We start from the raw sequence: 26,145 nt of genomic DNA on the forward strand, positions 1-26,145 counted from the left end.
CTCCCGGCTGCTCAGCGGCCTGCGGCCGCTGTTGCCAGCGCCGCCAGGGTTTCCTGCAGCGCAGGCTGTTCGGTGGTGCGCAGATTGGCCTGGATCTGCTGCAGCTGGGCCTGCACGATCTGGGTGCGCCGCGCGGCAGGATCAAAGTACTTGTTCACGGCCATCCCGGAAGCGGCCAGGTCGGCCCGCGCCGCATCCCACTGGCGCGACAGCAGGGCCAGGCGCGAGTTCAGCAGCTTGAGCTTGAGGTTCTCGCGCAGGAAATAGGCCTGTTCCGGCGCCAGCAGGATGGCGTCCGGGTGGTCTATGCGGCTGACGCGCAGCAGGTCCTGGGCTTCTTCGCGCACGGCCGTCCAGCCGCGCTCGCCCCAGGATTGCCACCAGCGCCATTCGGTGGGGCTGCCCTCGATGGGGGCGGGCTCGGGCTGGCGGGCCGCCTGGCCGGCCACGCCGCGATGGCGGCTGGCGCGTGGCTGGGCCACGGCGTTGAGCAGGGGCATCTCGTCGACCAGGCGCACCAGGTCCTCGATGCGCGTGAGCAGGCCGGCGGTGTCGGTCACGCTCATGCGGGCCAGCCGTTCCAGGTCGCGGTCCAGCGCGCGCATGACCGGGGCCAGCCGGGGCTGGGCGGCGCGTTCAATGCGCTGGCGGGCGTTCTTGAGCGTGGCCACCAGCGGCTGCAGGCTGCCGGACAGCTCGGCCTGCTGCTGTGCCAGGCGGATGGAGGATTCGATGTCCACCACCAGGTTGTCGTCGCGCGAGCGCGACATGCTTTGCAGGAGTTCGTCGAGCTGCGTGCGCTGCAGAGACAGCTCGGCAATGCGCGCCTCCATGACCGAGGTGCGCGCCGCGCTATCGCGGGCCAGGTCCTGGGCATCGCGTGCCAGGGTGCGGGCCTCGACCGACTGGGAGCCGGACTGCGCGGACTGGCGCGCCAGCTGTTCCTGGATATTGCCCAGGCGCTGCCACAGCATGCCGCAGGCAATGAGCGCCGCGACGGCCACGGCGCCCACGCCGTAGACCAGGGCCGAGGAGCCGCCGCGCAGTTCTGCAGCGGGGCTGCTTTGGGCGGAGCCGGCTGCGAAGGCTGCTGCGGAGGATGCGGGCGTTAGGTCCTGCGGGGTGGGGCGGTCTTGCGCTGCGTCGGAACTCATGGCGACGATTCTATCGACGCAACCACGTCCTCCAGAGCGGGCCGGCATTGCTTGACATCTCCGAATCCCATGTGTCTTGCCTGGGCAGCGATTCGCTCGTGCGTAGCGAGCGCTCGCGCTTTTTGCCACGATTGGCCCGGCAGGAGCTGTTGCAGGTTGGCAACGGATTCGGCGCTGCTGAGCAGCCACAGCGTGCCATCTTCGGCCGCCTGGCGTGCCAGCTGTGTCTGTGCCGCGCTCCAGGCCGGCAGCTCGCGCTGGTAGACGGCCAGCATTTCGACCTGGGCACCTGCCTCGCGCAGTCGGGCGGCCAGCCAATCGCGGCCGGCGCCTGCCGTGGCCGGCACGGTCCTGGGCGCTCCTGCGTGGCTGTCGCCACGCACGATGAGCACGCGGTCGCCCGCATGGATCTGGTCATGCACGCGCTGCCATAGCGTTTCGGATTCGAACTGGGCGGCGTCCGGTGGCGGGCCGTCGATCTGTGCTGGCGCAATGCCCAGGGCCAGCAGCGCCCGGGCGGTGCCGGGGCCGGGCGTCCAGGCGCGGGTGGAGGCCGGAAGCCGTGCGGGGTCGGCGCCGAAGAAATGCTGGACGGCGTTGCCGCTGACGAACATCACGGCGCGGTAGCCGGGGCCTTCGCGCAGCGACCTGCGGGCAGCGAGCAGGGCCTGTTGCGTGGCGGCATCCCGGCAGGGGCCTATGGCCATCAGTGCCAGCGCCTGCGCCGGAAGGCCCCGGGCCTGCAGCGCATCCACCCACGCGGCTGCGTCATGGGCCGGGCGGGTGACGAGTATGCGCGGTGGCATGTGGGCGTGCCGTCTAGAGCTTGGGGGCCGGTTGGGCGCCCGCCGCCTGCAGCAGCGCAGCCACGTGCTGGCCCAGTGCGTCGGCACTGGCGAAGTCGGTGACGGTGGCATCGGCGCGCACCTGCACCAGCGGCAGCCGGCCTTCCGGGTCTCCCCAGGCTGCGTCCAGGCGCAGTTGCTGGCCGTCGAAGGTGCCGTGCGCCGCCAGCGGCATGGAGCAGCTGCCGCCCATGCAGCGGCTGACGGCGCGCTCGGCGGTCACGGTCAGCCAGGTGGTCTGGTGGGCCAGCGGGGCCAGGGCGTCGATCAGGTCCTGGCGGTCGGCGCGCACCTCGATGCCCAGCGCGCCCTGGCCTGCGGCAGGCAGCATGCCGGCGGGCTCGAACCTGGCGCGGATGCGGTCAGCCAGGCCCAGGCGCATCAGGCCGGCAGCGGCCAGCACGATGGCGTCGTAGTGGCCTTCGTCCAGCTTGCGCAGGCGGGTGTTCACGTTGCCGCGCAGCGGCTCTATCCTCAGGTCGGGGCGCAGGGCCTGCAGCAGTGCCTGGCGGCGCAGGCTCGATGTGCCGACGACGGCGCCCTGCGGCAGCTCGGCCAGCGCGGCGTAGCGATTGGAGACAAAAGCGTCGCGCGGGTCTTCGCGTTCCATCACGCAGGCCAGCACAAAGCCTTCGGGCAGCTCCATGGGCACGTCCTTGAGCGAGTGCACGGCGATGTGGGCGCGTCCTTCTTCCAGCGCCGCTTCCAGCTCCTTGACGAACAGGCCCTTGCCGCCCACCTTGGACAGCGTGCGGTCCAGGATCTGGTCGCCCTTGGTGGTCATGCCCAGCAATTCCACTTCATGCCCCCGGGCGCGCAGCAGTGCCTGGACATGCTCGGCCTGCCACAGTGCCAGCTGGCTCTCGCGCGTGGCGATCACGATGGAGTGGGGGATCAGTGGTTTGGTATTCATCAGGAGCCTCGGGGGGAGCGCGGGATGCTAGCATGCTGCGCCGCAGTAAACCCGGCACCAGGACCGAAGCCCAAGCAAACCGATACGCTGACCGATTCCAGGAGATTCGTTGATGGCCACCGCCCCCCGCAAGAGCAATGCGCGAGATGACAGGCGTGATGACAAGCCTGTCCGCAAGACGGACAAGGACCTGCCGCTGATCGAGGACATACGCCTGCTGGGGCGCATTCTGGGCGATGTGATCCGCGAGCAGGAAGGCGTGGCGGCCTTCGAGCTGATCGAGCAGGTGCGCCAGCTGTCGGTGACCTTCCGTCGCGATGCCGACGAGACCGCCGACCGCGCGCTCAAGCGCCTGCTCAAGGGCCTGACCACGGACCAGACGGTGAGCGTGATCCGCGCCTTCACCTATTTCAGCCATCTGGCCAACCTGGCCGAGGACCGCCACCACATCCGCCGCCGCGCCGTGCACGAGCGCGCGGGCAACACGCAGGAAGGCAGCATCGAAGTGGCGCTGGCGCGGCTGCGCTGGGCCGGCATCTCGGCCGGTACCGTGGCGCAGACGCTGGCCAGGAGCTATGTGGCACCCGTGCTCACGGCCCACCCCACGGAAGTGCAGCGCCAGAGCATCCTGGTGGCCGAGCGCGACATCTCCCAACTGCTGGCCGCGCGCGAGGACATCGTGGCCCGCGCCCAGCTGTACAACAGCGCCAAGGACGCGCTCACCCCGCGCGAACTCGAACGCAACGAGGCCCAGCTGCGCGCCCGCGTCAGCCAGCTGTGGCAGACACGCCTGCTGCGCTACTCCAAGCTCACCGTGGCCGACGAGATCGAAAACGCGCTGTCCTACTACGAAGCCACCTTCTTGCGCGAGATTCCCAAGCTGTATGCGCAACTGGAGCAGGAGCTGGGCAACACCCTGCCCGTGCACAGCTTCCTGCGCATGGGCCACTGGATCGGCGGCGACCGCGACGGCAACCCCAATGTCACGGCCCAGAGCCTGGAGCTGGCGCTGTCGCGCCAGGCCGACGTGGCGCTGCGCCACTATCTGCGCGAGGTGCACTACCTGGGCGGCGAGCTGTCGCTGTCCCAGCGCCTGACCGATGTCACGCCCGAGATGCAGGCGCTGGCAGAGCGCTCGCCCGACACCAACGAGCACCGCTCCGACGAACCCTACCGCCGCGCGCTCACCGGCATCTACGCGCGCCTGGCCGCCACGCTCAAGGTGCTGACCGGCGGCGAGGCCGCGCGCCATGCCGTGGCGCCGCAGAACGCCTATGCCTCGCCCGAGGAGTTCCTGGCCGACCTGCGCGTCATCGACGACTCGCTCAGCCGCAACCATGGCGAGGTGCTGGCGCCCCAGCGCCTGCGTCCGCTGATGCGCGCCGTGCAGGTTTTCGGCTTCCACCTTGCCACCGTGGATCTGCGCCAAAGTTCGGACAAGCATGAGGAGGTGGTGGCCGAGCTGCTGGCCACCGCGCGCCTGGAGCCCGACTATTCGGGCCTGCAGGAAGACGCCAAGTGCGCCCTGCTGGTGCGCCTGCTGGAAGAGGCGCGGCCGCTGCGCGTGGTGGGCGCCGACTATTCCGAGCATGCGCGCGGTGAACTGGCCATCTTCGAGGCCGCGCGCCGCCTGCGCGCGACCCTGGGCGCCGAGGCGATACGCCACTGCATCATCAGCCACACCGAGTCGGTCAGCGACCTGCTGGAAGTGCTGCTGCTGCAAAAGGAGGCGGGGCTGCTGCGCGGCACGCTGGACGACGGCGCCGTCTGCGACGTGATCGTCGTGCCGCTGTTCGAGACCATCGGCGACCTGCGCAGCGCCGCGCCCATCATGCGGCGCTACTTCCAGCTGCCCGGCGTGGCGGCCATGGTGCAGCGCAGCGGCGGCGAGCAGGACATCATGCTGGGCTACAGCGACAGCAACAAGGATGGCGGCATCTTCACCAGCAACTGGGAGCTGTACCGCGCCGAGATCTCGCTGGTCGAGCTGTTCGATGATCTGGCCGACAGCCATGGCATCAGCCTGCGCATGTTCCATGGCCGCGGCGGCACGGTGGGCCGTGGCGGCGGCCCCAGCTACCAGGCCATCCTGGCGCAGCCCCCGGGCACCGTGCGCGGCCAGATCCGGCTGACCGAGCAGGGCGAGGTCATCGCCTCCAAGTACGCCAACCCCGAGATCGGCCGGCGCAACCTGGAGACCCTGGTGGCCGCCACGCTGGAGGCCACGCTGCTGCAGCCGACCAAGCCGGCCACGCGCGCCTTCCTGGACGCGGCGGCGTTTCTGTCCGAGGCCAGCATGGGTGCCTACCGCGCCCTGGTGTACGAGACTCCCGGCTTCACCAGCTACTTCTTCAGCAGCACACCCATCCGCGAGATTGCCGAGCTGAACATCGGATCGCGCCCGGCCTCGCGCAAGCCCTCGCAGAAGATCGAGGACCTGCGCGCCATTCCCTGGGGCTTCAGCTGGGGCCAGTGCCGGCTCACGCTGCCGGGCTGGTACGGCTTCGGCGCGGCGGTGCAGGCCTTCATCGGGCAGCCGGGCAAGGATGGCAAGGCCCAGCTGGCCCTGCTGCAGAAGATGTACCGCCAGTGGCCGTTCTTCCGCACCCTGCTGTCCAACATGGACATGGTGCTGGCCAAGAGCGACCTGAACCTGGCCTCGCGCTATGCCGACCTGGTGCCGGACGCACGCCTGCGCCGCCGCATCTTCAGCGCCATCGAGGCCGAGTGGCACAGCACCGTCGATGCGCTGGCGCGCATCACGGGCGACAAGCAGCGCCTGGCCCACAACGAGGCGCTGGCGCGCTCCATCCGCCACCGCTTTCCCTACATCGATCCGCTGCACCATCTGCAGGTGGAGCTGGTGCGCCGCTGGCGCGGCGGCCAGACCGATGAGCGCATCAAGACCGGCATCCACCTGTCGATCAATGGCATTGCGGCCGGCGTGCGCAATACCGGCTGATCGAGGGCGCGAGCGGGCCGGGAGGCCCCTCGCGCCGCCATGCGCAGGGCGCCGGCCGGCCGCCGTGTAGGATGTGCTTCGGACAGGGGCGCATGACTCCTGCCGGGAAGTGAAGGGTGGGAGCTTATGGGCAACAAGACGCCATGGCCGGGGTTCCCGGACATGCAACTGTTCCTGACGCAGCGCCTGGCCAGGCTGGCCGGTGCCAACTCCATGCGGGCCATACGCGAAGGCCTGCTCTGGCTGGTCCCATGCCTGCTGGTCTCGGCCCTGTTTCTCATACTGTCGGCGCTGGCGCAGATGTCCGGCCAGCCCGAGCCCGTGGTGCAGCTTCTTGCGGGCCTGCATGCGCAGATCGGCAGCATCCTGCCGCTGCTGGTGGCCGCCTCCATCGGCTACATGCTCTCCATACGCCACAGGCTGCCGCGCCTGCCGGTGACCTTTCTGTGCTTTGCCCATGTGCAGATGGCCATCTTCCTGCTGCGCGAGCATCCGCGCGCGGCCGCCACGCTGGTGCTGTTCATCGCCATAGCCTCGCCCCTGATCACCGTGCCGCTGATGGCCAGGCTCAGCGCCATGCGCTGGACGCGCATTGCGCGCACGGGCTTTGTGGGCGAGAACGTACGCGAGGTGATGAACCTGGTCGTGCCCGGCTCCATCGTCGCGCTGCTGCTGGTGGTGCTGCTACTGGGCCTGCAGCAGGTGCTGCCCGATATCACCCAGGCCGAACTGCCGCTGGCCATCGCCACCCCCGAGAGCCCCTATCGCAGCGGGCTGACGCTGACGCTGCTCAATTCCGTGCTCTGGTTCTTTGGCGTGCAGGGCTACTACGCCATGCAACCCTTCTTCCAGGTGCTGGACCAGGCCGTGCTGGCCAACGCCGCCGCCGTGGCCAAGGGGCTGGTGGCGCCCTGGGCGCTCAACGGCGGCCTGATGGGGTCCTTCGTCTTCATCGGCGGCTCGGGGGCCACGCTGTCACTGGCGCTGGCCGTGCTGCTGTTTTGCAAGGGGCGCGGCCTGCGCATGCTGGCGTTGGCCGCGCTGCCCATCTCCCTGCTCAACGTCAACGAGATCCTGCTGTTCGGCCTGCCGGTCATCCTGAACCTGCGCCTGCTCGTGCCTTTTCTGGCGGTGCCCGCCATCAACCTGGTCGTGGCCGTCACGGTGGTGCAGGCCGGCTGGGTGGCTCCGGCCTCGATGGTGCTGCCCCTGACCGCGCCCGTGGTCTTCAATGCCTACGTGAGCACGGGCGGCGACATGGGCGCCGTGGTGCTGCAACTGGCGCTGACGGTGTTGGGGGCGCTGGTCTATGCGCCTTATGTGCGCTCCATCGACCGGCTGGGCCAGGACGATGGCGCCATCGTGCTGCGCGCGCTGGACACCACGTTCTCCCGGCTGCCCGAGGAGGCAGGCCTGGTCACGCGCGATCCGCTGGTGCTGGCGCACGAGACCCAGGCCCGGCGCGAGACCATGCTGTCCCATATCCGCCGCATCAGCGAGTACGAATTCCACCTGGAATTCCAGCCCCAGGTCTCGCACCGCAGCGGCTTGTGCCTGGGCTGCGAGGCCCTGTTGCGCGCCCACGATTCGCAGGGCAGGTTGCAGCAGCCCGGCGGCTTTCTGCGCTGGCTGGGTGATGCCGGCCTGATGCGCGAGGTCGATCTGTGGGTGGCGGGCGCTGCCGTGCGCCAATGCCGGCTGTGGCGCCAGCACGGTTTTTCCCTGCCGATCAGCATCAATGTCACGGGCGCCACGCTGACATCGCCCGAGTACTGCTCGCGCCTGCTGATGCTGCTGGCGCAGGCCAGGGGCCAGGTGGGCGTGGAGATCACGGAGGAAGCGCTGGTGGGCGATGTGGAGGCGATCCGCAAGGCCATAGGCCAGATCCACGCGCTGGGCGCCAAGGTGGCCATAGACGACTTCGGCACCGGCTTCTCGTCCATGAGCTACCTGCACCAGTTCGACGTGGATGCCATCAAGATCGACCGCAGCTTCGTCGTGGCCAGCGGTCATGCCAAGGGCGCGCTGGTGCTGGACGGCCTGCTGCGCTTTTGCGAGGCGCTGCAGTTGAACGTGGTGGCCGAAGGCGTGGAGACCCAGGCGCAGCTGCAGGCCCTGGGCTTCGAGGGCGAGCTGCTGGTGCAGGGCTGGTACTTCAGCCGGGCCCTGCCGGGAGAGCAGTTGCCGCAGTTCGCCAGCGACTGCGCCGCCAGGGCAGGCGGCGAGACGGTCTGAATCCGTGCTGGTGCATCGCTGCGGCGATGCAGGGGCTCAATGCAGCATCAGGGAGCCGGCGCTCTTGCTCTTGCCGGCGCGTGCGGGCGGATTGCACAGGCCGCACTGGTAGTGGCGCTCGTTCTCGTAGGGCTCGGTCACGAACTGGCCCTTGCACACGGAGCACTGGGTGCGGGTCAGCATCTGCGCATCGACAAACTTCACCAGGCGCCATGCGCGTGTGAAGGACAGCAGCGCCTCCAGCTCGGCGGCCTGGATCTGCTCGGTATAGAGACGGTAGGCCTTGGTCAGTTGTTCAACGGCATCCAGCTCGGCGCCCTTGGACAGGTATTCGTAGATATTCAGGAACAGCGAACTGTGGATGTTCTCCTGCCAGGTCAGGAACCAGTCGGTCGAGAACGGCAGCTGGCCCTTGGAAGGCGACTTGCCGGCGATCTCCTTGTACAGGCGGATCAGGCGCTCGTAGGACAGCGTGGTCTCGGATTCGAGCACCTGCATGCGTGCACCCATCTCGATGAGCATGGCGGCACGCTCGATCTGCTTGGACTCGTTCAGGACACTTTTGACGGCGGTGGACATGGCGGGCTCCAGAGTTCTTCGGGCGGATCAGAGGACTTCGGAAACGCGGCTGGCCATCAGGATGTTGGCGTGCAGCGTATTGGTTGCACCGTTGCCGATCTTGTTGCTGCTGTGGTTGGTCAGCAAGCTCCAGACCATTTCGTCGTCCACGCGGAAGCTGGCGAGCAGGGTATTGCGCGAGGCCAGCTTCAGCACCTGGGCTGCCGACAGCGCGGCCAGCAGGTCGCAGGATTCTTCGTTCAGTCCCAGGCGGAACACCGCTTCCGCCTTGTCCTGGCGGATCAGGGTCTGGGCCAGCATCAGGTAAGTGAGGTTGGCTTCGCGGATTTCGGCAAGCAGCTGTTCATTGTTCATAGGACCATCCTTTGCATCTCGGCAGCCGCAACACCGGGGTAGAAACAAGATGTTCAACCTGTTGCGATCTGTTGGGATGGATTGTGGAGGAGGGTCCCTGGCCGTTGAAGTCGGGGCAGGTCTGCGCCGGATGTCTGGTTGTGAGACGGCGTTTGTAAGATTTACCTTACACCTGTAGCAAGGTTTGGATGACTCGATTTCGCCCGGCCTCTGCCGTCCGGGGGCCTGGGAGCAGGCCGCTGCAGTGGTGTTGTTGCATGTCGGCCTTTTGACACAGTGCTGTCATTGTGCAGCCTCCCAGGGGCGGGCATAAGCCGAATTAGCCGCGCTCCACCGGCCTCTTCGGGTCACTGCACCACTCGCTCCAGCTGCCCGCGAAAAGCCGTGCCGGCGGCAGTCCTGCAATGCGCATGGCCAGCAGGTTGGGCAGGGCGCTCACGCCGCTGCCGCACTGGTGGACCACGCTGGCCGGATCGCGGCCGGCCAGCAGCCGGTCGAACTCGGCGCGCAGCAGGGCGGCGGGCTTGAAGCGGCCGTCGGCCGCAATGTTTTCGGTGAAAGGCCTGTTCAGTGCGCCCGGGATATGGCCGGCCACGGGGTCCAGCGGCTCGACTTCGCCGCGATAGCGTGCCGGCGCGCGCGCATCGACCACGGTCTGGCCGGCGCTGCCCAGCGCATCGAGCACCTGCTGTGCCGTCACCAGCTGCTGCAGCGGCTCGTGCAGCTCGAAGTTGGACTGAAAGCGCGCGCTTTCCTCGCCCGATGCCACAGGCTGGCCTGCGGCCTGCCAGGCCTGGAGACCTCCGTCGAGCACGGCCACATCGCCATGTCCGGCCCACTGCAGCATCCACCACAGGCGCCCGCAGTAGTTGGCGCCGTTGCGGTCATAGACCACGGCCTGCATGTCGTTGGAAAAACCGATCTCCGACAGCCACATGGCAAACAGCTCGCGGCTGGGCAGCGGGTGGCGGCCGCCCGAGGCGGCCTGCTCGCTGGCCGCCACGCTGCCATGTGCGCCGGGCACGCCGTGTTTTGCGCTGAGGTCATGGTCCAGGTCGGCGAAGACGGCGCCGGGAATATGCGCCTGCAGGTACTGCGCCTTGCCGGCTGCGGGTTGGGCCAGGTCGAAGCTGCAGTCAAAGACCATCAGCGGACGGCCGCCGGACTGCAGCGCGGCCAGTTCCTGGACGGAGATCAGGGTCTGGTAGGAGGAGGTGTTGGATGTCATGGATGCGGAACTCCGAAAGCCAGCGCAGGCGGCGGTGCGCCTGCGGCAAAAGGTCCGATCCATTATGCGACGGCCCCAGGCGGGCCGTCGCCGTCAGCCGCGTGAACGCAGGGCCGTGGCCAGTGCGCCGCTGGCCACGATCAGCACGATGCCGGCCCAGCCGATCAGCGGCACGCTTTCGCCGAACAGCGCCAGGCTCAGCAGGGCGGCAAAGACGATGCCCGAGTACTGCAGATTGGCCACCACCAGGGTATTGCGGCTGTTGCCGGCCGAAGCGTAGGCCGCCGTCATGCAGACCTGGGCCACGGCAGCCAGCACGCCCACGGGCAGCAGCCACAGCGCGCGCCAGCCCGGCCAGGCGGACACGCCCGTGAAGCACATGGCCAGGGCGCCGGCCACGGCCGAGCCCAGTGCGAAGTAGAAGACCACGCGCGCCTCGGGCTCGCCCATGCGCGACAGCGTGGCCACCTGCATATAGGCCATGGCGGCGAACACCCCGCCGATCAGGCCGCCCGCGCTGGCCACGAATTCCTGCGGCGCCGCGCTGGGGCGCAGCACCAGGATCACGCCCACGAAGCCCAGGGCCACGGTGGCGACCAGGCTCCAGGGAAACGGCGGCAGTGCGCGCAGCGCATGCGATTCGGGCTGGCGGCGCAGCTGGTGGCGCAGCAGCAGGCCCTGGCCGATCAGAAACACCGCCATCCAGATGCTGCTCATGGAGTTGAAGGTGGCGGCCGTAGCCAGCGGCAGGTGGCCGATGGAGTAGAACCAGGCGCCCATGGAAGTCACGCCCACGAAGCTGCGCCAGGCATGCTCGCGCGGGTAGCGCGTGGCCAGCGAAATGCCCTGGTGGCGCGCCAGCCACCACAGCGCCACCATGCTGACCAGCCCGCGGTAGAAGACGATCTCCGCCGCGTTGAAATCCTGGGAGGCGAACTTCACACACACACTCATGACCGCAAAGACGAATGCGGCCGCCACCATCCACAGGGCTTGCATATAAATGACCGGATAGAGCCGCACAAGGACCGCGGCGCTGGACGAGAAAAGGGTTGGGTTTTGTTTTTGGCGCATGCCGCCTGGCTGTCTACGGCCCGGGGCCGCGGCAGGGGGCACGCGCAAGGCACTGTATTGCATAAGCCAAGACATTGGGTCTGCCTCGGGATGCATTGCAGTCGCCAGCCCTGCCCATTGGGCACACCAGGGCGCTTGCATTCAGAAGAGCTGTGCGGCGGGCCTGCCGCTCGATGAAGGCGGCCCGATGCAGGAGGCCCAATGCAGACGGCCCGCACGAATGCGGGCCGTCGGAAGAGCCGGAGCCGATCAGCGTGCGGGGACTGCGTCGCCCATCACGCCGCGATACCACTCATGGAAGTGCTGCATGCCGTCTTCCATGGGGCTCTGGTAGGGGCCGACCTCGTTGTCGCCGCGCTCGTACAGCGCCCTGCGGCCGGCGTCCATGCGCTCGCCGATCTCGTCGTCCTCGATGCAGGTCTCCATGTAGGCGGCCTTTTGCGCCTGCACGAATTCGGGCTCGAAGGCGGCGATCTCTTCGGGGTAGTAGAACTCGACCACGTTCAGTGTCCGGTCCACGGCCAGCGGGTGCAGGGTCGAGACCGTGAGCACGTGCGGATACCACTCCACCATGATGTGCGGGTAGTAGGTCAGCCAGATCGCTCCGCGTTCGGGCAGCTCGCCGTTGCGGTAGGCCAGCAGCACGTCGTGCCACTTCCTGTAGGTGTCCGAGCCGGGCCGGGCAAAGCCGGGCGCCACGCCCACGGTCTGCACCGAGTACTCCCTGGAAAACTCCCACTGCAGGTCATCGCAGGTCACGAAGTTGCCCAGGCCCGGATGGAACGGGCCCACGTGGTAGTCCTCGAGGTAGACCTCGATGAAGGTCTTCCAGTTGTAGTTGCACTCGTGCATCTCGACATGGTCGAGCACGAAGCCCTCGAAGCTCAGCTGCTCGCGCAGCTTCATGCCGGCGAGGTCGGCCTCGATGTCGCGGCCGTTGTCCTCGAACAGCAGGCCGTTCCACTCGCGCAGCCGGTAGTTGTTCAGGTTCAGGCAGGGATCGTGGCTGAAGTGCGGTGCGCCCAGCAGCTCGCCGCTGGTGCTGTAGGTCCAGCGGTGCAGCGGGCAGACGATGTTGCCCCCCGCATGGCCCTTGCCTTCGGTCATCAGGTTGCCCCTGCCCTTGAGCATCACGGCCTGGCGGTGGCGGCAGACGTTGGAGATCAGCTCCACCTGCCCCCTGGCGTTGCGCACCAGCGCACGGCCTTCCTTTTCCTGGGGCAGGGCGTAGTAGTCGCCTATCTCGGGAACGGCCAGTTGGTGGCCCACGTAGCGCGGGCCGCGTTGAAAGATGGTCTCCAACTCACGCTGGAACAGCGCAGGGTCGAAGTAGCTGGAAACTGGTAGTTGGCTTGCGGCCTGCTGCAGTTGAAGACTTAAATCAGACATGGGTGACCTGACCTAAAGACTCCCCACAGGGAGGGTGCGCGTGCGCACGGGATTGGAAAAAGCAAAACCGGCCGTTCCTGGACATGGAGACAGGCTTCACGACTTGAAAACAAGCGGCGCCCGAGGCGTCCTGTCTTGTCGGTGAGCCCGACCGCATGCCTAGGCAAGGGGCCGGTTTGGCGGGGAATGGGATTATAGCCCGTGGGGTTATTTCCGGATGCCCGGTACGTGTATTGCAAGCGGCCGATGGCGCCTGTCAAGGGCTGTCCGGTTATTGGCGGCGCGGTCGCGGAGGGACGCCTAGAATCGTCGGTTCCCCACAACGCACTGCCAACGCCACATGCCCAAGGCTGCCCCCAAGGCTCCCGCCGAGCCCACCAGTTACGAATCCGCGCTGCAGGAGCTGGAGCAGCTCATCGCGCAGATCGAGTCGGGCCAGCTGCCTCTGGAGCAGATGCTGGCCGGCTACCAGCGCGCGGCGCAGCTGCTCGGCTACTGCCGTGGCCAGCTCGACGCGGTGCAGGAGCAGGTCAAGGTGCTAGACGAGGGGACCCTGGCCCCTTGGAGCCAGGATTGAAGATTGCCATGAGTGCCCTGATGACTTCCGCTTCCGATGTTTCCCAGGCGCCGGGCCTTGGCGCGCTGGATTTTCCCTGCTGGATGAACGACCGCCTGGCGCGCACCGAAAGCGCGCTGTCCCAATGGGTGGGCGTGGATGCGCCGGCCGGCCTGGGCGAAGCCATGCGATACGCCGTGCTCGATGGCGGCAAGCGCCTGCGCCCGCTGCTGGTCTGGGCTGCGGCCGAGGCCGTGGCCGGCCTGCCGTCGGCCGCCGTGCGTGCCGGCTGCGCCGTGGAACTGATCCATGCCTATTCGCTGGTGCACGACGACATGCCCTGCATGGACAACGACGTGCTGCGCCGTGGCAAGCCCACGGTCCATGTGCAGTTCGGCGAGGCCTCGGCCCTGCTGGCCGGCGACGCGCTGCAGGCACTGGCCTTCGAGCTGCTCGTGCCCGCGCCCGACGAGGCTGACGGCATGCCCGATGCGCTGCAGGCGCGGCTGTGCCGGCTGCTGGGCCGTGCCGCAGGCGCGCAGGGCATGGCCGGTGGCCAGGCCATCGACCTGGCCAGCGTGGGCCTGCAGCTGAGCGAGGCCCAACTGCGCGAGATGCACCGCCTCAAGACCGGTGCCCTGCTGCATGCCAGCGTGCTCATGGGCGCAGCCTGCAAGGAGGGCGTGGATGCCCAGGCCTGGCAGGCGCTGTCCGACTACGGGCAGGCGCTGGGCGTGGCCTTCCAGGTGGTGGATGACATCCTCGACGTGGTGGCCGACTCGGCCACCCTGGGCAAGACGGCCGGCAAGGACGCGGCCAACGACAAGCCGACCTATGTCTCGCTGCTGGGCCTGGACCAGGCCCGCGCCCATGCCGACGAGCTGTGCGCCCTGGCGCACGCGGCGCTGGCGCGCAGCGGCCTGCCGGACACGCGGGCCCTGGCGGCACTGGCCGACATGGTCGTGAGCCGCACTCACTGACAATGAAGCACCCCCTGAGTCGCTTCGCGCCTTCCCCCTCTCTACCCGCTTCGCGGGGGAGGGGGACGACACCCTCGCTGCGGGGCGGCCCTTGCTCGGTGTCCCTTGGTGGGGGCGCGCTACTTGCAAGGGTGGCGTTCGATGCCACAGGCAACTGATACGAAAATATGGGCGATGGTCTTGCGGCCATCAAGATATCTAGCATGACCACGAACACCTACTCCCTGCTGCAGACCATCGACGATCCCGCGGATCTGAGGCGTCTGTCGCGTGCCGAACTCAAGACCCTGGCCCAGCAGCTGCGTGCCTATGTGCTCGACAGCGTCTCCAAGACCGGCGGGCATCTGAGTTCCAACCTGGGCACGGTGGAGCTGACGGTGGCGCTGCATGCGGTGTTCGACACGCCCTACGACCGCGTCGTCTGGGACGTGGGCCACCAGACCTATCCGCACAAGATCCTCACGGGCCGGCGCGAGCGCATGGCGTCGCTGCGCCAGTTCGGCGGCCTGTCGGGCTTTCCGCAGCGCGCCGAGAGCGAGTACGACACCTTCGGCACGGCCCACTCCTCCACCAGCATCTCGGCCGCCCTGGGCATGGCCCTGGCCGCCAAGCAAAAGGGCGAGGACCGCCGCGCCATCGCCGTCATCGGCGACGGCGCCATGACGGCCGGCATGGCCTTCGAGGCGCTGAACAACGCCGGCGTGACCGATGCCAACCTGCTGGTCATCCTCAACGACAACGACATGAGCATCAGCCCGCCCGTGGGCGCGCTCAACCGCTACCTGGCCCAGCTCATGAGCGGGCAGTTCTACGCCAAGGCGCGCGACATGGGCAAGAGCGTGCTCAAGCAGGTGCCGCCGCTTCTGGAGCTGGCCAAGCGGCTGGAGCAGCAGGCCAAGGGCATGGTCGTGCCGGCCACGCTGTTCGAGAACTTCGGCTTCAACTACATCGGCCCCATCGACGGGCATGACCTGGACTCGCTGATCCCCACCCTGGAGAACATCAAGAGCCTCAAGGGCCCGCAGTTCCTGCACGTGGTCACGAAGAAGGGCCAGGGCTACAAGCTGGCCGAGGCCGACCCCGTGGCCTACCACGGCCCCGGCAAGTTCGACCCCAGCGTGGGCCTGGTCAAGCCGGCCACGCCCCCGAAGCAGACCTTCACCCAGGTCTTCGGCCAGTGGCTGTGCGACATGGCGGACAAGGACCAGCGCCTGGTCGGCATCACGCCGGCCATGCGCGAGGGCTCGGGCATGGTGGAATTCCACAAGCGCTTTCCGGGCCGCTACTACGACGTGGGCATTGCCGAGCAGCATGCGGTCACCTTTGCCGCAGGCATGGCCTGCGAAGGCCTCAAGCCCGTGGTTGCCATCTACTCCACCTTCCTGCAGCGCGGCTACGACCAGTTGATCCATGACGTGGCGCTGCAAAAGCTGCCCGTGGTCTTTGCGCTGGACCGCGCGGGCCTGGTCGGCGCCGATGGCGCCACGCACGCAGGTGCGTATGACATCGCCTTCGTGCGCTGCATTCCGCACATGAGCATGGCCTGCCCGGCCGACGAGCGCGAATGCCGCCAGCTGCTCACCACCGCCTACGAGCAGGACCATCCCGTGGCCGTGCGCTACCCGCGTGGCGCGGGCGTGGGTGTGGCGCCGCTGGAGAGCCTGGAGGGCCTACCCTTCGGCAAGGGAGAGGTGCGCCGCGAATCGGCGGCGAAGAAGGTCGCCATCCTGGCCTTCGGCACCCTGCTGTATCCCGCGCTGACCGCAGCCGAGGCGCTGGACGCCACCGTGGTCAACATGCGCTGGGCCAAGCCGCTGGACGAGGAACTGCTGCGCCAGGTGGCCTCCACGCACGAGCTCATCGTCACCGTGGAAGAGGGCTGCATCATGGGTGGCGCAGGCAGCGCCGTGGCCGAGTCGCTGCAGGCTGCCGGCATTACGCGACAGCTGCTGCAGCTGGGCCTGCCCGACGAGTTCATCGAGCACGGCGATCCCGCCAGGCTGCTGGCCCTGCAGGGGCTGGACGCGGCCGGCATCGAGGCGTCGGTGCGCGCCCACCTGGCGCCCGAGCGCGCCGTGGCCTGAAGATGGGACGGGCCTGTGCCCCGCGATGGGGCGCATCGCGCATGCCGAGCAGGACTACGCGGGGGAAAACCCCGTCCGCGCTTGCTTTGCGGCGTTTTTAGAATCGATACCACCTGATACAGTGTGAATGCACGTGCGAACGTGCGTTTTTTTTGCCGCCGGGCCCCCAAGGCAGAAGCGGCCCCTCGGAGGGGCAGCGGACCTTGCGCAGCAAGGGGTGGTGGTGGCTTTTTCTGACTGACAACACATCGCGGAGAGACATTCATGGACCGTCGTTCGATCATCAAACATGCGGGAATCGCCGGCGTGCTGGCTGTGGGAGCCGCACCCGCAGTCCACGCCCAGGAGGCGGTCCGCTGGCGTCTGGCCGCGAGCTTTCCCAAGTCGCTGGACACCATCTTCGGCTCGGCCGAAATGTTCTCCAAGACGCTCAAGGCGATGTCGGGCGGCAAGTTCGAAGTCTCGGTGCATGCGGCCGGTGAGCTGATGCCCGCCTTCGGCGTGGTCGACGGCATCCAGAACGGCACCATCGAGATGGCGCTGACGGCGCCCTACTACTTCACCGGCAAGGACTACATCTTCGCCTTCGGCTGCGCCGTGCCCTTCGGCCTGACGGCGCGCCAGATGGATGCATGGATGGAGCACGGCGGCGGCCGCAAGCTCATGGACGAGTTCTATGCCCAGTACAACATCAAGAGCCAGAGCGCAGGCAACACGGGCACCCAGATGGGCGGCTGGTTCCGCAAGGAGATCAAGTCGGTGGCCGATCTCAAGGGCCTGAAGATGCGCCTGGGCGGCGGCCTGTTCGGCGACGCCATGCTCAAGCTCGGCGTGGTCGCGCAGAACATGCCCGTGGGCGAGGTCTACCAGGCGCTTGAAAAGGGCACGCTGGATGCCGTGGAATTCGTAGGTCCGTACGACGACCAGAAGCTGGGCTTCAACAAGGTCGCTCCCTACTACTACTACCCCGGCTGGTGGGAAGGCGGCGCCGAGCTGGAGTTCTTCATCAACACCAAGGCGTATGCGGCCCTGTCGCCCGAGTACAAGGCCATGGTCGATGCGGCCTGCAACGTGGCGGCACGCGACATGACGGCCAAGTACGACGCCAACAACCCCGTGGCGCTCAAGAAGCTGGTGGCCGACAAGACCCAGCTCAAGGCCTTCCCCAAGGACTTCATGGATGCCGGCTACAAGGCCGTCATGGAGATCATGGCCGAGCATGACGCCAAGTCGCCCATGTTCAAGAAGATCAACCAGAGCCTGCGCACCTTCCAGCGCGACCAGCTGCTGTGGGAGCGCTTCTCGGAGTTCCGCTACAACAGCTACATGACCACGGCCAAGCTGTAAGCAGGTCTGCAGCCAGCAGCACGCACAAGGACGGTCCATGCCTTCCACGCCTGCAGGCCAAGCCCGCGTCCCCTCTGCGAAATGCAGCGGGGACGGCGGGCTTTTTTGTTCCGATGATGTATGTGGGCCGAGCTGCCAAGAGCAGTCCGGCCTTTTTTGAATGCTCTCAAGCAGAGCGAATCAGGAGGAGACAGAGATGGACAGAAGAAAAGCACTCAAGCACGCCGGTCTGGCCGGCGTATTGACTGCCGCAGCGGCGCCAGCCGTTCATGCGCAGGCGGCGGTGCGCTGGCGCCTGGCGTCCAGCTTTCCGCGTTCGCTGGACACCATCTACGGCTCTGCCGAGGTGTTTTCCAAGGCGATCAAGGAAATGTCGGGCGGCAAGTTCGAGGTGTCGGTGCATGCGGCCGGCGAGCTGATGCCCGCCTTCGGCGTGGTCGATGGCGTGCAAAACGGCACGGTGGAGATCGCGCACACGGCGCCCTACTACTTCTTCGGCAAGAACGAGGCCTTTGCCATCGGCGGCGCCATTCCGTTCGGCATGAACTCGCGCCAGCTCACGGCCTGGAACGTGGACGGCAACGGCGGCAAGCTGATGCGCGAGTTCTATGCCGAATACGGCATCGTCAACTTCCTGGGCGGCAACACCGGCGCCCAGATGGGAGGCTGGTTCCGCAAGGAGGTCAAGACGACCGAGGACATCAAGGGCCTGAAGTTCCGCATCGGCGGCTTCGCGGGCCGGATCATCGAGCGCATGGGCGGCGTGCCCCAGAACATCCCGGGTGGCGAAATCTACCAGGCGCTGGAAAAGGGCACCATCGATGCGGCCGAATGGATCGGCCCCTATGACGACCTCAAGCTGGGCTTCAACAAGGTCGCGCCGTTCTACTACTACCCCGGCTGGTGGGAAGGCAGCCTGAACCTCGAGTTCTACGTGAACCAGAAGGCGCTGGCCGCGCTGACGCCCGAGCAGCGCGCCATGGTGCAGGCCGCCTCGCACGAGGCCCATGTGGTCACCCAGGCCCGCTACGACGCGCGCAATCCAGGCGCGCTCAAGCAACTGGTGGCCAGCAAGGCCAAGGTGCTGGCCTTCCCGCAGACCGTGCTCGATGCCTCCTACAAGACCACCATGGCGGTCTATGCGGAGCTGGCCGAGAAAAACCCTGCATGGAAGAAGATCTACAGCGACTACCGCAACTTCCAGCGCGACGAGGTGCTGTGGTTCCGCTTCGCCGAGGCGCGCTACGACGCCTTCATGTCGGCGCAGAAGCTGTGAAGTCGCGGCGCCCTCGGGCGTCATGCGCGAAAGCCGGGCACTGCCCGGCTTTTTTCATGCGCGCAGGGGACCGGCGCACGCCGGGGTCCGAACGAAAAAAGGCCCCGCGGTTGCGGGGCCTTTGCTGTCCTTGAGGGAGCCTGCGATCAGCTGCCGGACTTGCTCTCGCCCGGCGTGGCCGGCTGCTCGCGCTGCAGCTGGTCCTGCAGCGCCTTGAGCGCATCGTCCTCACCGCCCGCCGGGGCCGAGGGCTCGCCAGGGGTGCCCTCGGGTGCGGGGGGCTGGTTCGCGCCGTCGCCGTTGAACATGGGGTCGTTGAAGTCGATGGCCTCGGGCATGGATGCCTCCATCTCCTGGCGCACCTTGTCCAGGTCGTACTCCACCTTCTTGTCCAGCCCGCTGGATACGATGCCGGGGAAGATGATGATCAGGGCCACCATGACCAGCTGGATCAGCAGGAAGGGGATGGCGCCCGCATAGATCTGCATGGTGGTCACGGGCTCGGTCATCTTCTTGGTGACCTTGTCCACGTAGGCCTTGGCCGGGGCCACGCTGCGCAGGAAGAACAGCGCGAAGCCGAAGGGCGGGTGCATGAACGAGGTCTGCATGTTCACGGCCAGCAGCACGCCGAACCAGACCAGGTCGATGCCCAGCTTGTCGGCCACGGGGGCCAGCAGCGGCACGACGATGAAGGACAGCTCGAAGAAGTCCAGGAAGAAGGCCAGCACGAAGATCATGATGTTGACCACGATCAGGAAGCCGATCTCGCCGCCGGGCAGGGACACCAGCAGCTCCTCCACCCACTTGGGGCCGTCCACGCCCTGGAAGGTCAGGCCGAACATGGTCGCGCCGATCAGGATGAACATCACGAAGCACGACAGCTTGGTGGTGGACATCAGCGCCTGCTTGAGCAGGTCCATGCTCAGGCGGCCGCGCACGAAGGCCATGACGGCCGCGCCCAGCGCGCCCATGGCGCCGCCTTCGGTGGGGGTTGCCACGCCCAGGAAGATGGTGCCCAGCACCAGGAAGATCAGCAGCAGCGGCGGGATCAGCACGAAGGTCACGCGCTCGGCCATGCGGCTGAGCAGGTGCAGGCCCGTGAGCTTGTTGAACATGGCGGCGATGAAGGCCAGCGCCACGCCGAAGCACATGGACACCACGATGGTCTCGTCCAGAGCGACCTTCTCCACCACATCGCCGGACCACCAGGTGTGCAGCTGGGGCATGTACTGGGCGACCACCATCGAGGCCGCCACGCACAGCACGGTCAGCACCAGGGTGGAGGGCAGGCCGGAGTTGCCATTGGGCTCGCGCAGCGTGCGCGCCTCGGGCGGCAGGGCGGGCACCATGGCGGGCTTGAAGATGGCCAGCACGACGATGAACAGCGCATAGAAGCCCGTCAGCATCAGGCCCGGCAGGAAGGCGCCCTTGTACATGTCTCCCACGCTGCGGCCCAGCTGGTCGGCCAGCACGATCAGCACCAGGGACGGCGGAATGATCTGCGCCAGCGTGCCCGAGGCCGCGATCACGCCCGAGGCCACCCGGCGGTCATAGCCGTAGCGCATCATGATGGGCAGGGAGATCAGACCCATGGAGATCACCGATGCCGCGACCACGCCCGTGGTCGCCGCCAGCAGCGCGCCCACGAAGATCACCGCGAAGGCCACGCCGCCGCGCACGGGGCCGAAGAGCTGGCCCACGGTCTCCAGCAGGTCCTCGGCCATGCCGCTTCGCTCCAGTATCAGCCCCATGAGGGTGAAGAACGGTATGGCCAGCATCGTCTCGTTCTGCATGATGCCGAAGATGCGCAGCGGAAGGGCCTGCAGCAGGGCTTCGGGCAGCACGCCCAGTTCGATGCCGACAAAGGCGAAGAACAGTCCGCAGGCGCCCAGGCTGAATGCCACGGGAAATCCCACGAGCAGGAAAAGTATCAGCCCCGCGAACATGATCGGGGCCAGGTTGTGGATCACGAATTCCATGATGTCTGTTTCCCCGATCAGGCGCCTTGCCCGCTTTTGTCCTTGGCTCCTGCCAGCCCGCGCAGGGCTTCGGCCAGGTCTTGCTCTGCGGTCTTCTCGCCCTTCTTGGCCGTGGGATCGTCGATCAGGCCCTTCAGGAAGGCGATGCGCTTGATCAGCTCCGACATGCCCTGCAGCAGCAGCAGCCCGAAGCCCAGGGGAATCATCAGGTAGACGGGCCAGCGCACCAGGCCGCCTGCATTGCCCGACATCTCGCCGGTCTGGATGGCCTGGATCACGAACGGCGTGCCGAACCACAGGATGGCCAGTGCCATGGGGGTCAGGAAAAAGACGAAGCCGAAGATGTCGATCCAGATCTGCGTGCGCTTGGACAGGCGGCTGGCGATCACATCCACCTTCACGTGCTCGCCCTGCAGCAGCGTATATCCGGCGGCCAGCAGGAAGGAGGCGGCGAACAGGTACCACTGCACTTCGAGGTAGGCGTTCGAGCTGGTGTGCAACACCTTGCGCACGATGGCATTGATGCCGCTGATGACCGTCGAGGCCAGGATCAGCCAGATAAGGCATCGCCCGACCAGGCTGTTGAGCCAGTCGACCCCTCTTGAGAATTTGAGCAAAGCCTGCATGGTGTCTCCAAAAAGTAGGCTGTATTGGGTCCGTCGCCGTACGCCGGCCTGTAGGCCGGCGCGCAGCGCTCTTGTCGGCGCATGGACCAAAGCCGTCGATTCTACGGAGACCCGAACGCCGCAGGCGGCCCGCTCCCCCTAAAAGAAATCCGTGTGAACCCGAGGAAACGTCCCGTTCAGGTTGTCGCGCGGGGCCTGCGGGCTCCCAGTTTTCGGTACATCGTGGCCCGGCTGATGCCCAGCGCGCGGGCGGCCCGGGTCACATTGCCCTGGGCATCCTGCAGGGCCTGCTCGATCAGCACGCCCTCGCTGGCGCGCAGCGGGCTGGCCTGGGCGGCGGCAGCGAGTGCCGCCGTGCCCAGCGCAGGCAGCAGCTGGCGCAGCTGGGGCCCGGGCTGCACCAGTGCCTGCAGCCGCAGGCCCGACCACAGCGGCAGGCGCAGCGGTTCGTTGGGGCGCTGGCGCGCATGCTCCACCAGCGCCGTCCAGGGCATGGCCAGCAGTTCGCTGCAGTGCAGCGGCTGGCCCGGATGCGCCAGCGGCTGGGGCACCAGCTGGCGCGCCAGGGTATTGCTGCCCGCCACATGCCCTTCGGCGTCCACGGCCAGCAGGCCTTCGCCCTCCTGACCCAGAGGCCCGCCGGGCCAGTTCAGGTGCAGCAGCAGCGCGTGGGGCAGGGCGCGCAGCAGCCGGTCCTCGATGGCGCGGGCGCAGCGCAGCGCCAGGTGCATCAGCTCGGGCCGCTCGGGCACGTCCACGCCCGTGATGTCCAGCATGCCCAGGCAGCGGCCGTCCGGGGCGTACAGCGGTGCGCCCGCGCAGCTGTAGTGGCGGTTGGCCTCGAAGAAATGCTCGGCCCGGTGCAGCCAGACGGGGCCGTGCTCGGCCAGGGCCGCACCGATGGCGGTGGTGCCCACGCCCTGCTCGGACAGGTCCACGCCCACACGGGCGATGGCCTGCACGCGGATGTCGCTGCGGTCCAGCGGCCCCTGCACGTCCAGCACGGTGCCGTGCGCATCGGTCAGCAGGCTGAAGTAGCGCATGGCGCCCACGGCGCCCACCAGCTGGGTCATCACAGGGTGCGCCGCCTGCAGCAGCGCCTCGTGGCCGTCACGTGCCTGGCGCAGCGCATGCGGCCCCAGTGCTTCGTAGACCACGCGCTCGCCCGGGCGGCGGCCTGCCGCCAGGCAGCGCTGCCAGGAGCGCCACAGCCAGGGCGCGATGCCGGCAGGGGGGGCGGGCAGAGTGGCAGGCGGCATGCCGGCCAGCGCCTGCTCGCCGAAGGCCAGGCTGCGGGCCCGGGCGATCTGCGCGTGGCGCGGATCGGCGGGGCAGGGCTGCGCGGCGTCGGGGCTCAGGGCGAACATGGGGCGGGGACTCCTGTGGCTGGCTGGCAAGGGATTGCGAACGGGCTGGCAGGCGGGCACGGTCGAAGCCGGGGGCGCAGGCGCAAGCGGTGCGGGCTGCGGCTGCGGCTGCGGCTGCGGCTGCGGCTGCGGTGACGACTGTGTCATTTTGAGAATATCCGCGCCGCCCGGCCCGGGCTTGCGGGTCAACCCTAGAACGGGCGCCTGCGGGCAGGGCGACCATGGCAGGCGAGGTTTCCGGCGTTCCCCCACGTTCCAGATCACCGCCGAACACAGGCAGGAGACAGCACGATGAATGTCCAGCTCACCGTCAACGGGCGCGCGCAGCGCATCGACGTTCCACCCAACACCTTGCTCGTGCATGCGCTGCGCGAGCACCTGCGCCTGACCGGCACGCATGTGGGCTGCGACACCAGCCAGTGCGGGGCCTGCACCGTCATCGTCGACGGCCACGCCGTCAAGTCCTGCGCCATGCTGGCCGTGCAGGCCGAGGGCTGCGAGGTGCGCACCATCGAAGGGCTGGCGGATATCGACGGCGGCCTGCACCCCATGCAGGCGGCCTTCAAGGAGTGCCACGGCCTGCAATGCGGCTTTTGCACGCCGGGCATGGTCATGAGCGCCGTGGACCTGTGCCAGCGCCAGCCGTGCGCGGGCGATCGCGAGATCCGCGAGGCGCTGGAGGGCAACCTGTGCCGCTGCACGGGCTACCAGAACATCGTGGCTGCCGTGAAAAAGGGCAGCCAGGCCATGGCAGGGCCTGCGGCCTGAGCGCCGCAGGTCACCACAAGGAGACAGCCATGGGTGCATCCGACTTTTCCAAGCTCCCCCACATCGGCGAGCCCGTCAAGCGCAAGGAGGACTACCGCTTCCTCACGGGCGCGGGCCAGTACACCGACGACATCGCGCTGGCCGCCCAGGCCCATGCGGTGTTCGTGCGCTCGCCGCACGCGCATGCGCGTGTGCGCTCCGTTTCCACCGATGCGGCCAGGGCCGCGCCCGGCGTCATCGGCGTGCTCACGGGCGCCGACGTGGCGGCCGACAAGATCAACGGCCTGCCCTGCGGCTGGCTGATCACCAGCACCAACGGCGAGCCCATGAAGGAGCCGCCGCATCCCATCCTGGCGCTGGACACCGTGCGCTACGTGGGCGACCAGGTCGCCATGGTCGTGGCCGAGACGCTGGAGCAGGCGCGCGACGCGGCCGAGCTGGTGGAGGTGGACTACGACCCGCTGCCCGCCGTGGTGCTGGTGGCCGACGCGGCGGCCGGCAGCGTGCCCGGCGCGGTGGTGCACGACATCGCCCCCGACAACCACTGCTACAAATGGGCCATCGGCGACAAGGCCGCCGTGGATGCCGTGTTCGCCGGTGCCGCCCACATCGCCCAGCTGGACCTGGTCAACAACCGCCTGGTTCCCAACGCCATGGAGCCGCGCGCGGCCATCGGCAGCTACAGCCGCGCCAATGACGAGTACACGCTGTACGTGGCCAACCAGAACCCGCACGTCGAGCGGCTGCTGATGACGGCCTTCGTCATGGGCCTGCCCGAGCACAAGGTGCGCGTGATCGCGCCCGACGTGGGCGGCGGCTTCGGCTCCAAGATCTTCCTGTATGCCGAGGATGTCTGCCTGACCTGGGGTGCGCGAAAGCTCAACCGCAACATCAAGTGGACGGCCGACCGCAGCGAGTCCTTCCTCACCGACGCCCATGGCCGCGACCACGTCAGCCATGCCGAGATGGCCATGGACGCCAGCGGCAAGTTCCTGGCCATGCGCGTGCACACGGATGCCAACCTGGGCGCCTACCTGAGCACCTTCGCCAGCGCCGTGCCCACCATCCTCTATGCCACCTTGCTGGCGGGCCAGTACGCCACGCCCCAGGTCTATGTGGAAGTCGATGCCTGGTTCACCCACACCGCGCCCGTCGATGCCTACCGGGGCGCGGGCCGGCCCGAGGCCACCTACCTGCTGGAGCGCCTGGTCAGCCGCTGCGCCTGGCAGCTGAACCTGTCCCAGGCCGAGATACGGCGGCGCAACTTCGTCACCAGCTTCCCCTACCAGACGCCCGTGGCCCTGCAGTACGACGTGGGCGACTACGGCGCCTGCATGGACAAGGCCGAGGCCCTGGCCGACGTGGCCGGCTTTGCCGCGCGCCGTGCCGACAGCGAGGCGCGGGGCCTCAGGCGCGGCCTGGGCTACAGCAGCTACATCGAGGCCTGTGGCCTGGCGCCCAGCAACATCGCGGGCGCCCTGGGCGCGCGGGCCGGCCTCTTCGAATGCGGCGAGGTGCGCGTGCATCCCACGGGCAGCGTCACCGTGTTCACGGGCTCGCACAGCCATGGCCAGGGGCACGAGACCACCTTCGCCCAGGTGGTGGCCGCGCGCCTGGGGATACCCGTGGAGAACGTGGACATCGTCCACGGCGACACGGGCCGTGTGCCGTTCGGCATGGGCACTTACGGATCACGCTCCATCAGCGTGGGCGGCGCGGCCATCATGAAGGCGCTGGACAAGATCGAGGCCAAGGCCAAGAAGATCGCAGCCCACCTGATGGAGGCCAGCGACGCCGACATCGACTTCGCGGGCGGCGAGTTCACGGTGCGCGGCACCGACAAGAAAATCCCCTTCGCCCAGATCGCGCTCACCGCCTATGTGCCGCACAACTACCCGCTGGACAAGCTGGAGCCCGGCCTCAACGAAACCGCCTTCTACGACCCCACCAACTTCACCTTCCCCGCAGGCACCTACATCTGCGAGGTCGAGGTGGACCCGGCCACGGGCGTGGTGCGCGTGGACCGCTTCAGCGCCGTGGACGACTTCGGCACCATCATCAATCCCATGATCGTCGAGGGCCAGGTGCACGGCGGCGTGGCCCAGGGCATAGGCCAGGCGCTGCTGGAAAACTGCGTCTACGACCGCGAGACCGGCCAGCTGCTCACCGGCAGCTTCATGGACTACGCCATGCCGCGCGCCGACGATTTCCCCGAATTCAAGCTCGGCACCGTCTGCACGCCCTGCACGCACAACCCGCTGGGCACCAAGGGCTGCGGCGAGGCGGGGGCCATAGGCTCGCCGCCCGCCGTCATCAATGCCGTGCTTGACGCACTGCATCCCCTGGGTGTCAGGGACCTGGACATGCCGGCCAGCCCGCACCGTGTCTGGTCGGCCATCGACGCCGCAGCCACCTCCTGAGGAGAGCGC

20 protein-coding genes are annotated in these 26,145 nt (G+C 67.9%); 9 read left to right on the top strand and 11 right to left on the bottom strand.

Going from position 1 to position 26,145, the window contains the following annotated elements:
* Nucleotides 1-11: 11 nt before the first annotated feature.
* Genes GRX31_RS13700 through hemC form a run of 3 tightly spaced genes read right to left on the bottom strand, consistent with a single transcriptional unit; the run spans nucleotide 12 to nucleotide 2,912 of the window.
* Nucleotides 12-1,154: a uroporphyrinogen-III C-methyltransferase gene (locus GRX31_RS13700; RefSeq protein ID WP_202396575.1), complete on the bottom strand. Its 1,143-nt coding sequence runs from the start codon at nucleotides 1,152-1,154 to the stop codon at nucleotides 12-14.
* Nucleotides 1,151-1,960, bottom strand: coding sequence for a uroporphyrinogen-III synthase (locus tag GRX31_RS13705; protein WP_160853168.1), 810 nt, complete (start codon nucleotides 1,958-1,960; stop codon nucleotides 1,151-1,153). The genes GRX31_RS13700 and GRX31_RS13705 overlap by 4 nt, the downstream gene beginning before the upstream one ends.
* 13 nt (nucleotides 1,961-1,973) lie before the next feature.
* Nucleotides 1,974-2,912: a hydroxymethylbilane synthase gene (gene hemC / locus GRX31_RS13710; protein WP_160853170.1), complete on the bottom strand. Its 939-nt coding sequence runs from the start codon at nucleotides 2,910-2,912 to the stop codon at nucleotides 1,974-1,976.
* Between the two features lie 112 nt (nucleotides 2,913-3,024).
* On the opposite strand from hemC, the gene ppc reads away from it, so the two are divergent.
* Both ppc and GRX31_RS13720 read left to right on the top strand, forming a co-directional pair.
* Nucleotides 3,025-5,874 carry a phosphoenolpyruvate carboxylase gene (gene ppc, locus GRX31_RS13715; RefSeq protein WP_133072813.1) on the top strand — a complete coding sequence of 950 codons (2,850 nt, stop codon included), beginning with the start codon at nucleotides 3,025-3,027 and terminating at the stop codon, nucleotides 5,872-5,874.
* 126 nt (nucleotides 5,875-6,000) lie between these two features.
* On the top strand, nucleotides 6,001-8,109 hold the full coding sequence (locus tag GRX31_RS13720; protein WP_016448937.1) for an EAL domain-containing protein: 2,109 nt from the start codon (nucleotides 6,001-6,003) through the stop codon (nucleotides 8,107-8,109).
* 36 nt (nucleotides 8,110-8,145) lie between these two features.
* Here GRX31_RS13720 and flhC read toward each other — a convergent pair whose 3' ends face one another.
* The 5 genes from flhC to GRX31_RS13745 form a co-directional block, all read right to left on the bottom strand.
* The gene (gene flhC, locus GRX31_RS13725; protein WP_016448936.1) at nucleotides 8,146-8,688 is read right to left on the bottom strand and encodes a flagellar transcriptional regulator FlhC; all 543 of its coding nucleotides are present in this window, start codon (nucleotides 8,686-8,688) and stop codon (nucleotides 8,146-8,148) included.
* 27 nt (nucleotides 8,689-8,715) lie between these two features.
* Nucleotides 8,716-9,042, bottom strand: a complete 327-nt coding sequence (flhD, locus tag GRX31_RS13730; protein WP_012204159.1) for a flagellar transcriptional regulator FlhD — start codon at nucleotides 9,040-9,042, stop codon at nucleotides 8,716-8,718.
* A gap of 319 nt (nucleotides 9,043-9,361) precedes the next feature.
* Nucleotides 9,362-10,270, bottom strand: coding sequence for a sulfurtransferase (locus tag GRX31_RS13735; RefSeq protein ID WP_047325849.1), 909 nt, complete (start codon nucleotides 10,268-10,270; stop codon nucleotides 9,362-9,364).
* Nucleotides 10,271-10,363: 93 nt separating this feature from the next.
* Nucleotides 10,364-11,269, bottom strand: coding sequence for a DMT family transporter (locus GRX31_RS13740; RefSeq protein WP_016452492.1), 906 nt, complete (start codon nucleotides 11,267-11,269; stop codon nucleotides 10,364-10,366).
* Nucleotides 11,270-11,593: 324 nt separating this feature from the next.
* Complete coding sequence (locus GRX31_RS13745; RefSeq protein WP_016448933.1) at nucleotides 11,594-12,733, bottom strand: aromatic ring-hydroxylating oxygenase subunit alpha; 1,140 nt, start codon at nucleotides 12,731-12,733, stop codon at nucleotides 11,594-11,596.
* 340 nt (nucleotides 12,734-13,073) lie between these two features.
* Between GRX31_RS13745 and xseB the strand changes: the two genes are divergently transcribed.
* The 5 genes from xseB to GRX31_RS13770 all read left to right on the top strand — a co-directional run bounded on the left by xseB (nucleotide 13,074) and on the right by GRX31_RS13770 (nucleotide 18,976).
* Nucleotides 13,074-13,310 carry an exodeoxyribonuclease VII small subunit gene (gene xseB, locus GRX31_RS13750; protein WP_016448932.1) on the top strand — a complete coding sequence of 79 codons (237 nt, stop codon included), beginning with the start codon at nucleotides 13,074-13,076 and terminating at the stop codon, nucleotides 13,308-13,310.
* Nucleotides 13,311-13,318: 8 nt separating this feature from the next.
* Nucleotides 13,319-14,269 carry a polyprenyl synthetase family protein gene (locus GRX31_RS13755; protein ID WP_016452491.1) on the top strand — a complete coding sequence of 317 codons (951 nt, stop codon included), beginning with the start codon at nucleotides 13,319-13,321 and terminating at the stop codon, nucleotides 14,267-14,269.
* 203 nt (nucleotides 14,270-14,472) lie between these two features.
* The gene (gene dxs, locus GRX31_RS13760) at nucleotides 14,473-16,353 is read left to right on the top strand and encodes a 1-deoxy-D-xylulose-5-phosphate synthase (protein WP_160853172.1); all 1,881 of its coding nucleotides are present in this window, start codon (nucleotides 14,473-14,475) and stop codon (nucleotides 16,351-16,353) included.
* 264 nt (nucleotides 16,354-16,617) lie between these two features.
* On the top strand, nucleotides 16,618-17,700 hold the full coding sequence (locus GRX31_RS13765) for a TRAP transporter substrate-binding protein (RefSeq protein ID WP_016452489.1): 1,083 nt from the start codon (nucleotides 16,618-16,620) through the stop codon (nucleotides 17,698-17,700).
* Nucleotides 17,701-17,896: 196 nt separating this feature from the next.
* Nucleotides 17,897-18,976: a TRAP transporter substrate-binding protein gene (locus GRX31_RS13770; RefSeq protein ID WP_016448928.1), complete on the top strand. Its 1,080-nt coding sequence runs from the start codon at nucleotides 17,897-17,899 to the stop codon at nucleotides 18,974-18,976.
* Between the two features lie 146 nt (nucleotides 18,977-19,122).
* Here the strand turns inward: GRX31_RS13770 and GRX31_RS13775 are convergent, their stop codons facing one another.
* The 3 genes from GRX31_RS13775 to GRX31_RS13785 all read right to left on the bottom strand — a co-directional run bounded on the left by GRX31_RS13775 (nucleotide 19,123) and on the right by GRX31_RS13785 (nucleotide 22,948).
* The gene (locus GRX31_RS13775) at nucleotides 19,123-20,955 is read right to left on the bottom strand and encodes a TRAP transporter large permease (RefSeq protein WP_016448927.1); all 1,833 of its coding nucleotides are present in this window, start codon (nucleotides 20,953-20,955) and stop codon (nucleotides 19,123-19,125) included.
* 17 nt (nucleotides 20,956-20,972) lie between these two features.
* Nucleotides 20,973-21,581 carry a TRAP transporter small permease subunit gene (locus GRX31_RS13780; RefSeq protein ID WP_016448926.1) on the bottom strand — a complete coding sequence of 203 codons (609 nt, stop codon included), beginning with the start codon at nucleotides 21,579-21,581 and terminating at the stop codon, nucleotides 20,973-20,975.
* A 176-nt stretch (nucleotides 21,582-21,757) separates the two neighbouring features.
* A complete protein-coding gene (locus GRX31_RS13785; RefSeq protein WP_160853174.1) occupies nucleotides 21,758-22,948 on the bottom strand; it encodes a helix-turn-helix domain-containing protein in 1,191 nt (396 codons plus the stop codon).
* A 291-nt stretch (nucleotides 22,949-23,239) separates the two neighbouring features.
* Between GRX31_RS13785 and GRX31_RS13790 the strand changes: the two genes are divergently transcribed.
* Both GRX31_RS13790 and GRX31_RS13795 read left to right on the top strand, forming a co-directional pair.
* Nucleotides 23,240-23,716 (top strand): (2Fe-2S)-binding protein, encoded by a 477-nt coding sequence (locus GRX31_RS13790; protein WP_013803615.1) that lies wholly within the window; start codon nucleotides 23,240-23,242, stop codon nucleotides 23,714-23,716.
* A 29-nt stretch (nucleotides 23,717-23,745) separates the two neighbouring features.
* Nucleotides 23,746-26,136 (top strand): xanthine dehydrogenase family protein molybdopterin-binding subunit, encoded by a 2,391-nt coding sequence (locus tag GRX31_RS13795; protein ID WP_046988109.1) that lies wholly within the window; start codon nucleotides 23,746-23,748, stop codon nucleotides 26,134-26,136.
* Nucleotides 26,137-26,145 lie beyond the last annotated feature (9 nt).

Origin of the sequence: Delftia sp. CH05, assembly GCF_009827015.1 — a bacterium.
Classification (GTDB): domain Bacteria; phylum Pseudomonadota; class Gammaproteobacteria; order Burkholderiales; family Burkholderiaceae_C; genus Comamonas; species Comamonas tsuruhatensis.

Coding starts and splice junctions, on each gene's coding strand:
- hemC (WP_160853170.1), bottom strand. CDS start 2,912: ATGAATACCAAACCACTGATCCCCCACTCCATCGTGATCGCCACGCGC.
- GRX31_RS13720 (WP_016448937.1), top strand. CDS start 6,001: ATGGGCAACAAGACGCCATGGCCGGGGTTCCCGGACATGCAACTGTTC.
- GRX31_RS13775 (WP_016448927.1), bottom strand. CDS start 20,955: ATGGAATTCGTGATCCACAACCTGGCCCCGATCATGTTCGCGGGGCTG.
- GRX31_RS13780 (WP_016448926.1), bottom strand. CDS start 21,581: ATGCAGGCTTTGCTCAAATTCTCAAGAGGGGTCGACTGGCTCAACAGC.
- GRX31_RS13745 (WP_016448933.1), bottom strand. CDS start 12,733: ATGTCTGATTTAAGTCTTCAACTGCAGCAGGCCGCAAGCCAACTACCA.
- xseB (WP_016448932.1), top strand. CDS start 13,074: ATGCCCAAGGCTGCCCCCAAGGCTCCCGCCGAGCCCACCAGTTACGAA.
- ppc (WP_133072813.1), top strand. CDS start 3,025: ATGGCCACCGCCCCCCGCAAGAGCAATGCGCGAGATGACAGGCGTGAT.
- GRX31_RS13790 (WP_013803615.1), top strand. CDS start 23,240: ATGAATGTCCAGCTCACCGTCAACGGGCGCGCGCAGCGCATCGACGTT.
- flhD (WP_012204159.1), bottom strand. CDS start 9,042: ATGAACAATGAACAGCTGCTTGCCGAAATCCGCGAAGCCAACCTCACT.
- flhC (WP_016448936.1), bottom strand. CDS start 8,688: ATGTCCACCGCCGTCAAAAGTGTCCTGAACGAGTCCAAGCAGATCGAG.
- GRX31_RS13735 (WP_047325849.1), bottom strand. CDS start 10,270: ATGACATCCAACACCTCCTCCTACCAGACCCTGATCTCCGTCCAGGAA.
- dxs (WP_160853172.1), top strand. CDS start 14,473: ATGACCACGAACACCTACTCCCTGCTGCAGACCATCGACGATCCCGCG.
- GRX31_RS13705 (WP_160853168.1), bottom strand. CDS start 1,960: ATGCCACCGCGCATACTCGTCACCCGCCCGGCCCATGACGCAGCCGCG.
- GRX31_RS13795 (WP_046988109.1), top strand. CDS start 23,746: ATGGGTGCATCCGACTTTTCCAAGCTCCCCCACATCGGCGAGCCCGTC.
- GRX31_RS13740 (WP_016452492.1), bottom strand. CDS start 11,269: ATGCAAGCCCTGTGGATGGTGGCGGCCGCATTCGTCTTTGCGGTCATG.
- GRX31_RS13765 (WP_016452489.1), top strand. CDS start 16,618: ATGGACCGTCGTTCGATCATCAAACATGCGGGAATCGCCGGCGTGCTG.
- GRX31_RS13785 (WP_160853174.1), bottom strand. CDS start 22,948: ATGTTCGCCCTGAGCCCCGACGCCGCGCAGCCCTGCCCCGCCGATCCG.
- GRX31_RS13755 (WP_016452491.1), top strand. CDS start 13,319: ATGAGTGCCCTGATGACTTCCGCTTCCGATGTTTCCCAGGCGCCGGGC.
- GRX31_RS13770 (WP_016448928.1), top strand. CDS start 17,897: ATGGACAGAAGAAAAGCACTCAAGCACGCCGGTCTGGCCGGCGTATTG.
- GRX31_RS13700 (WP_202396575.1), bottom strand. CDS start 1,154: ATGAGTTCCGACGCAGCGCAAGACCGCCCCACCCCGCAGGACCTAACG.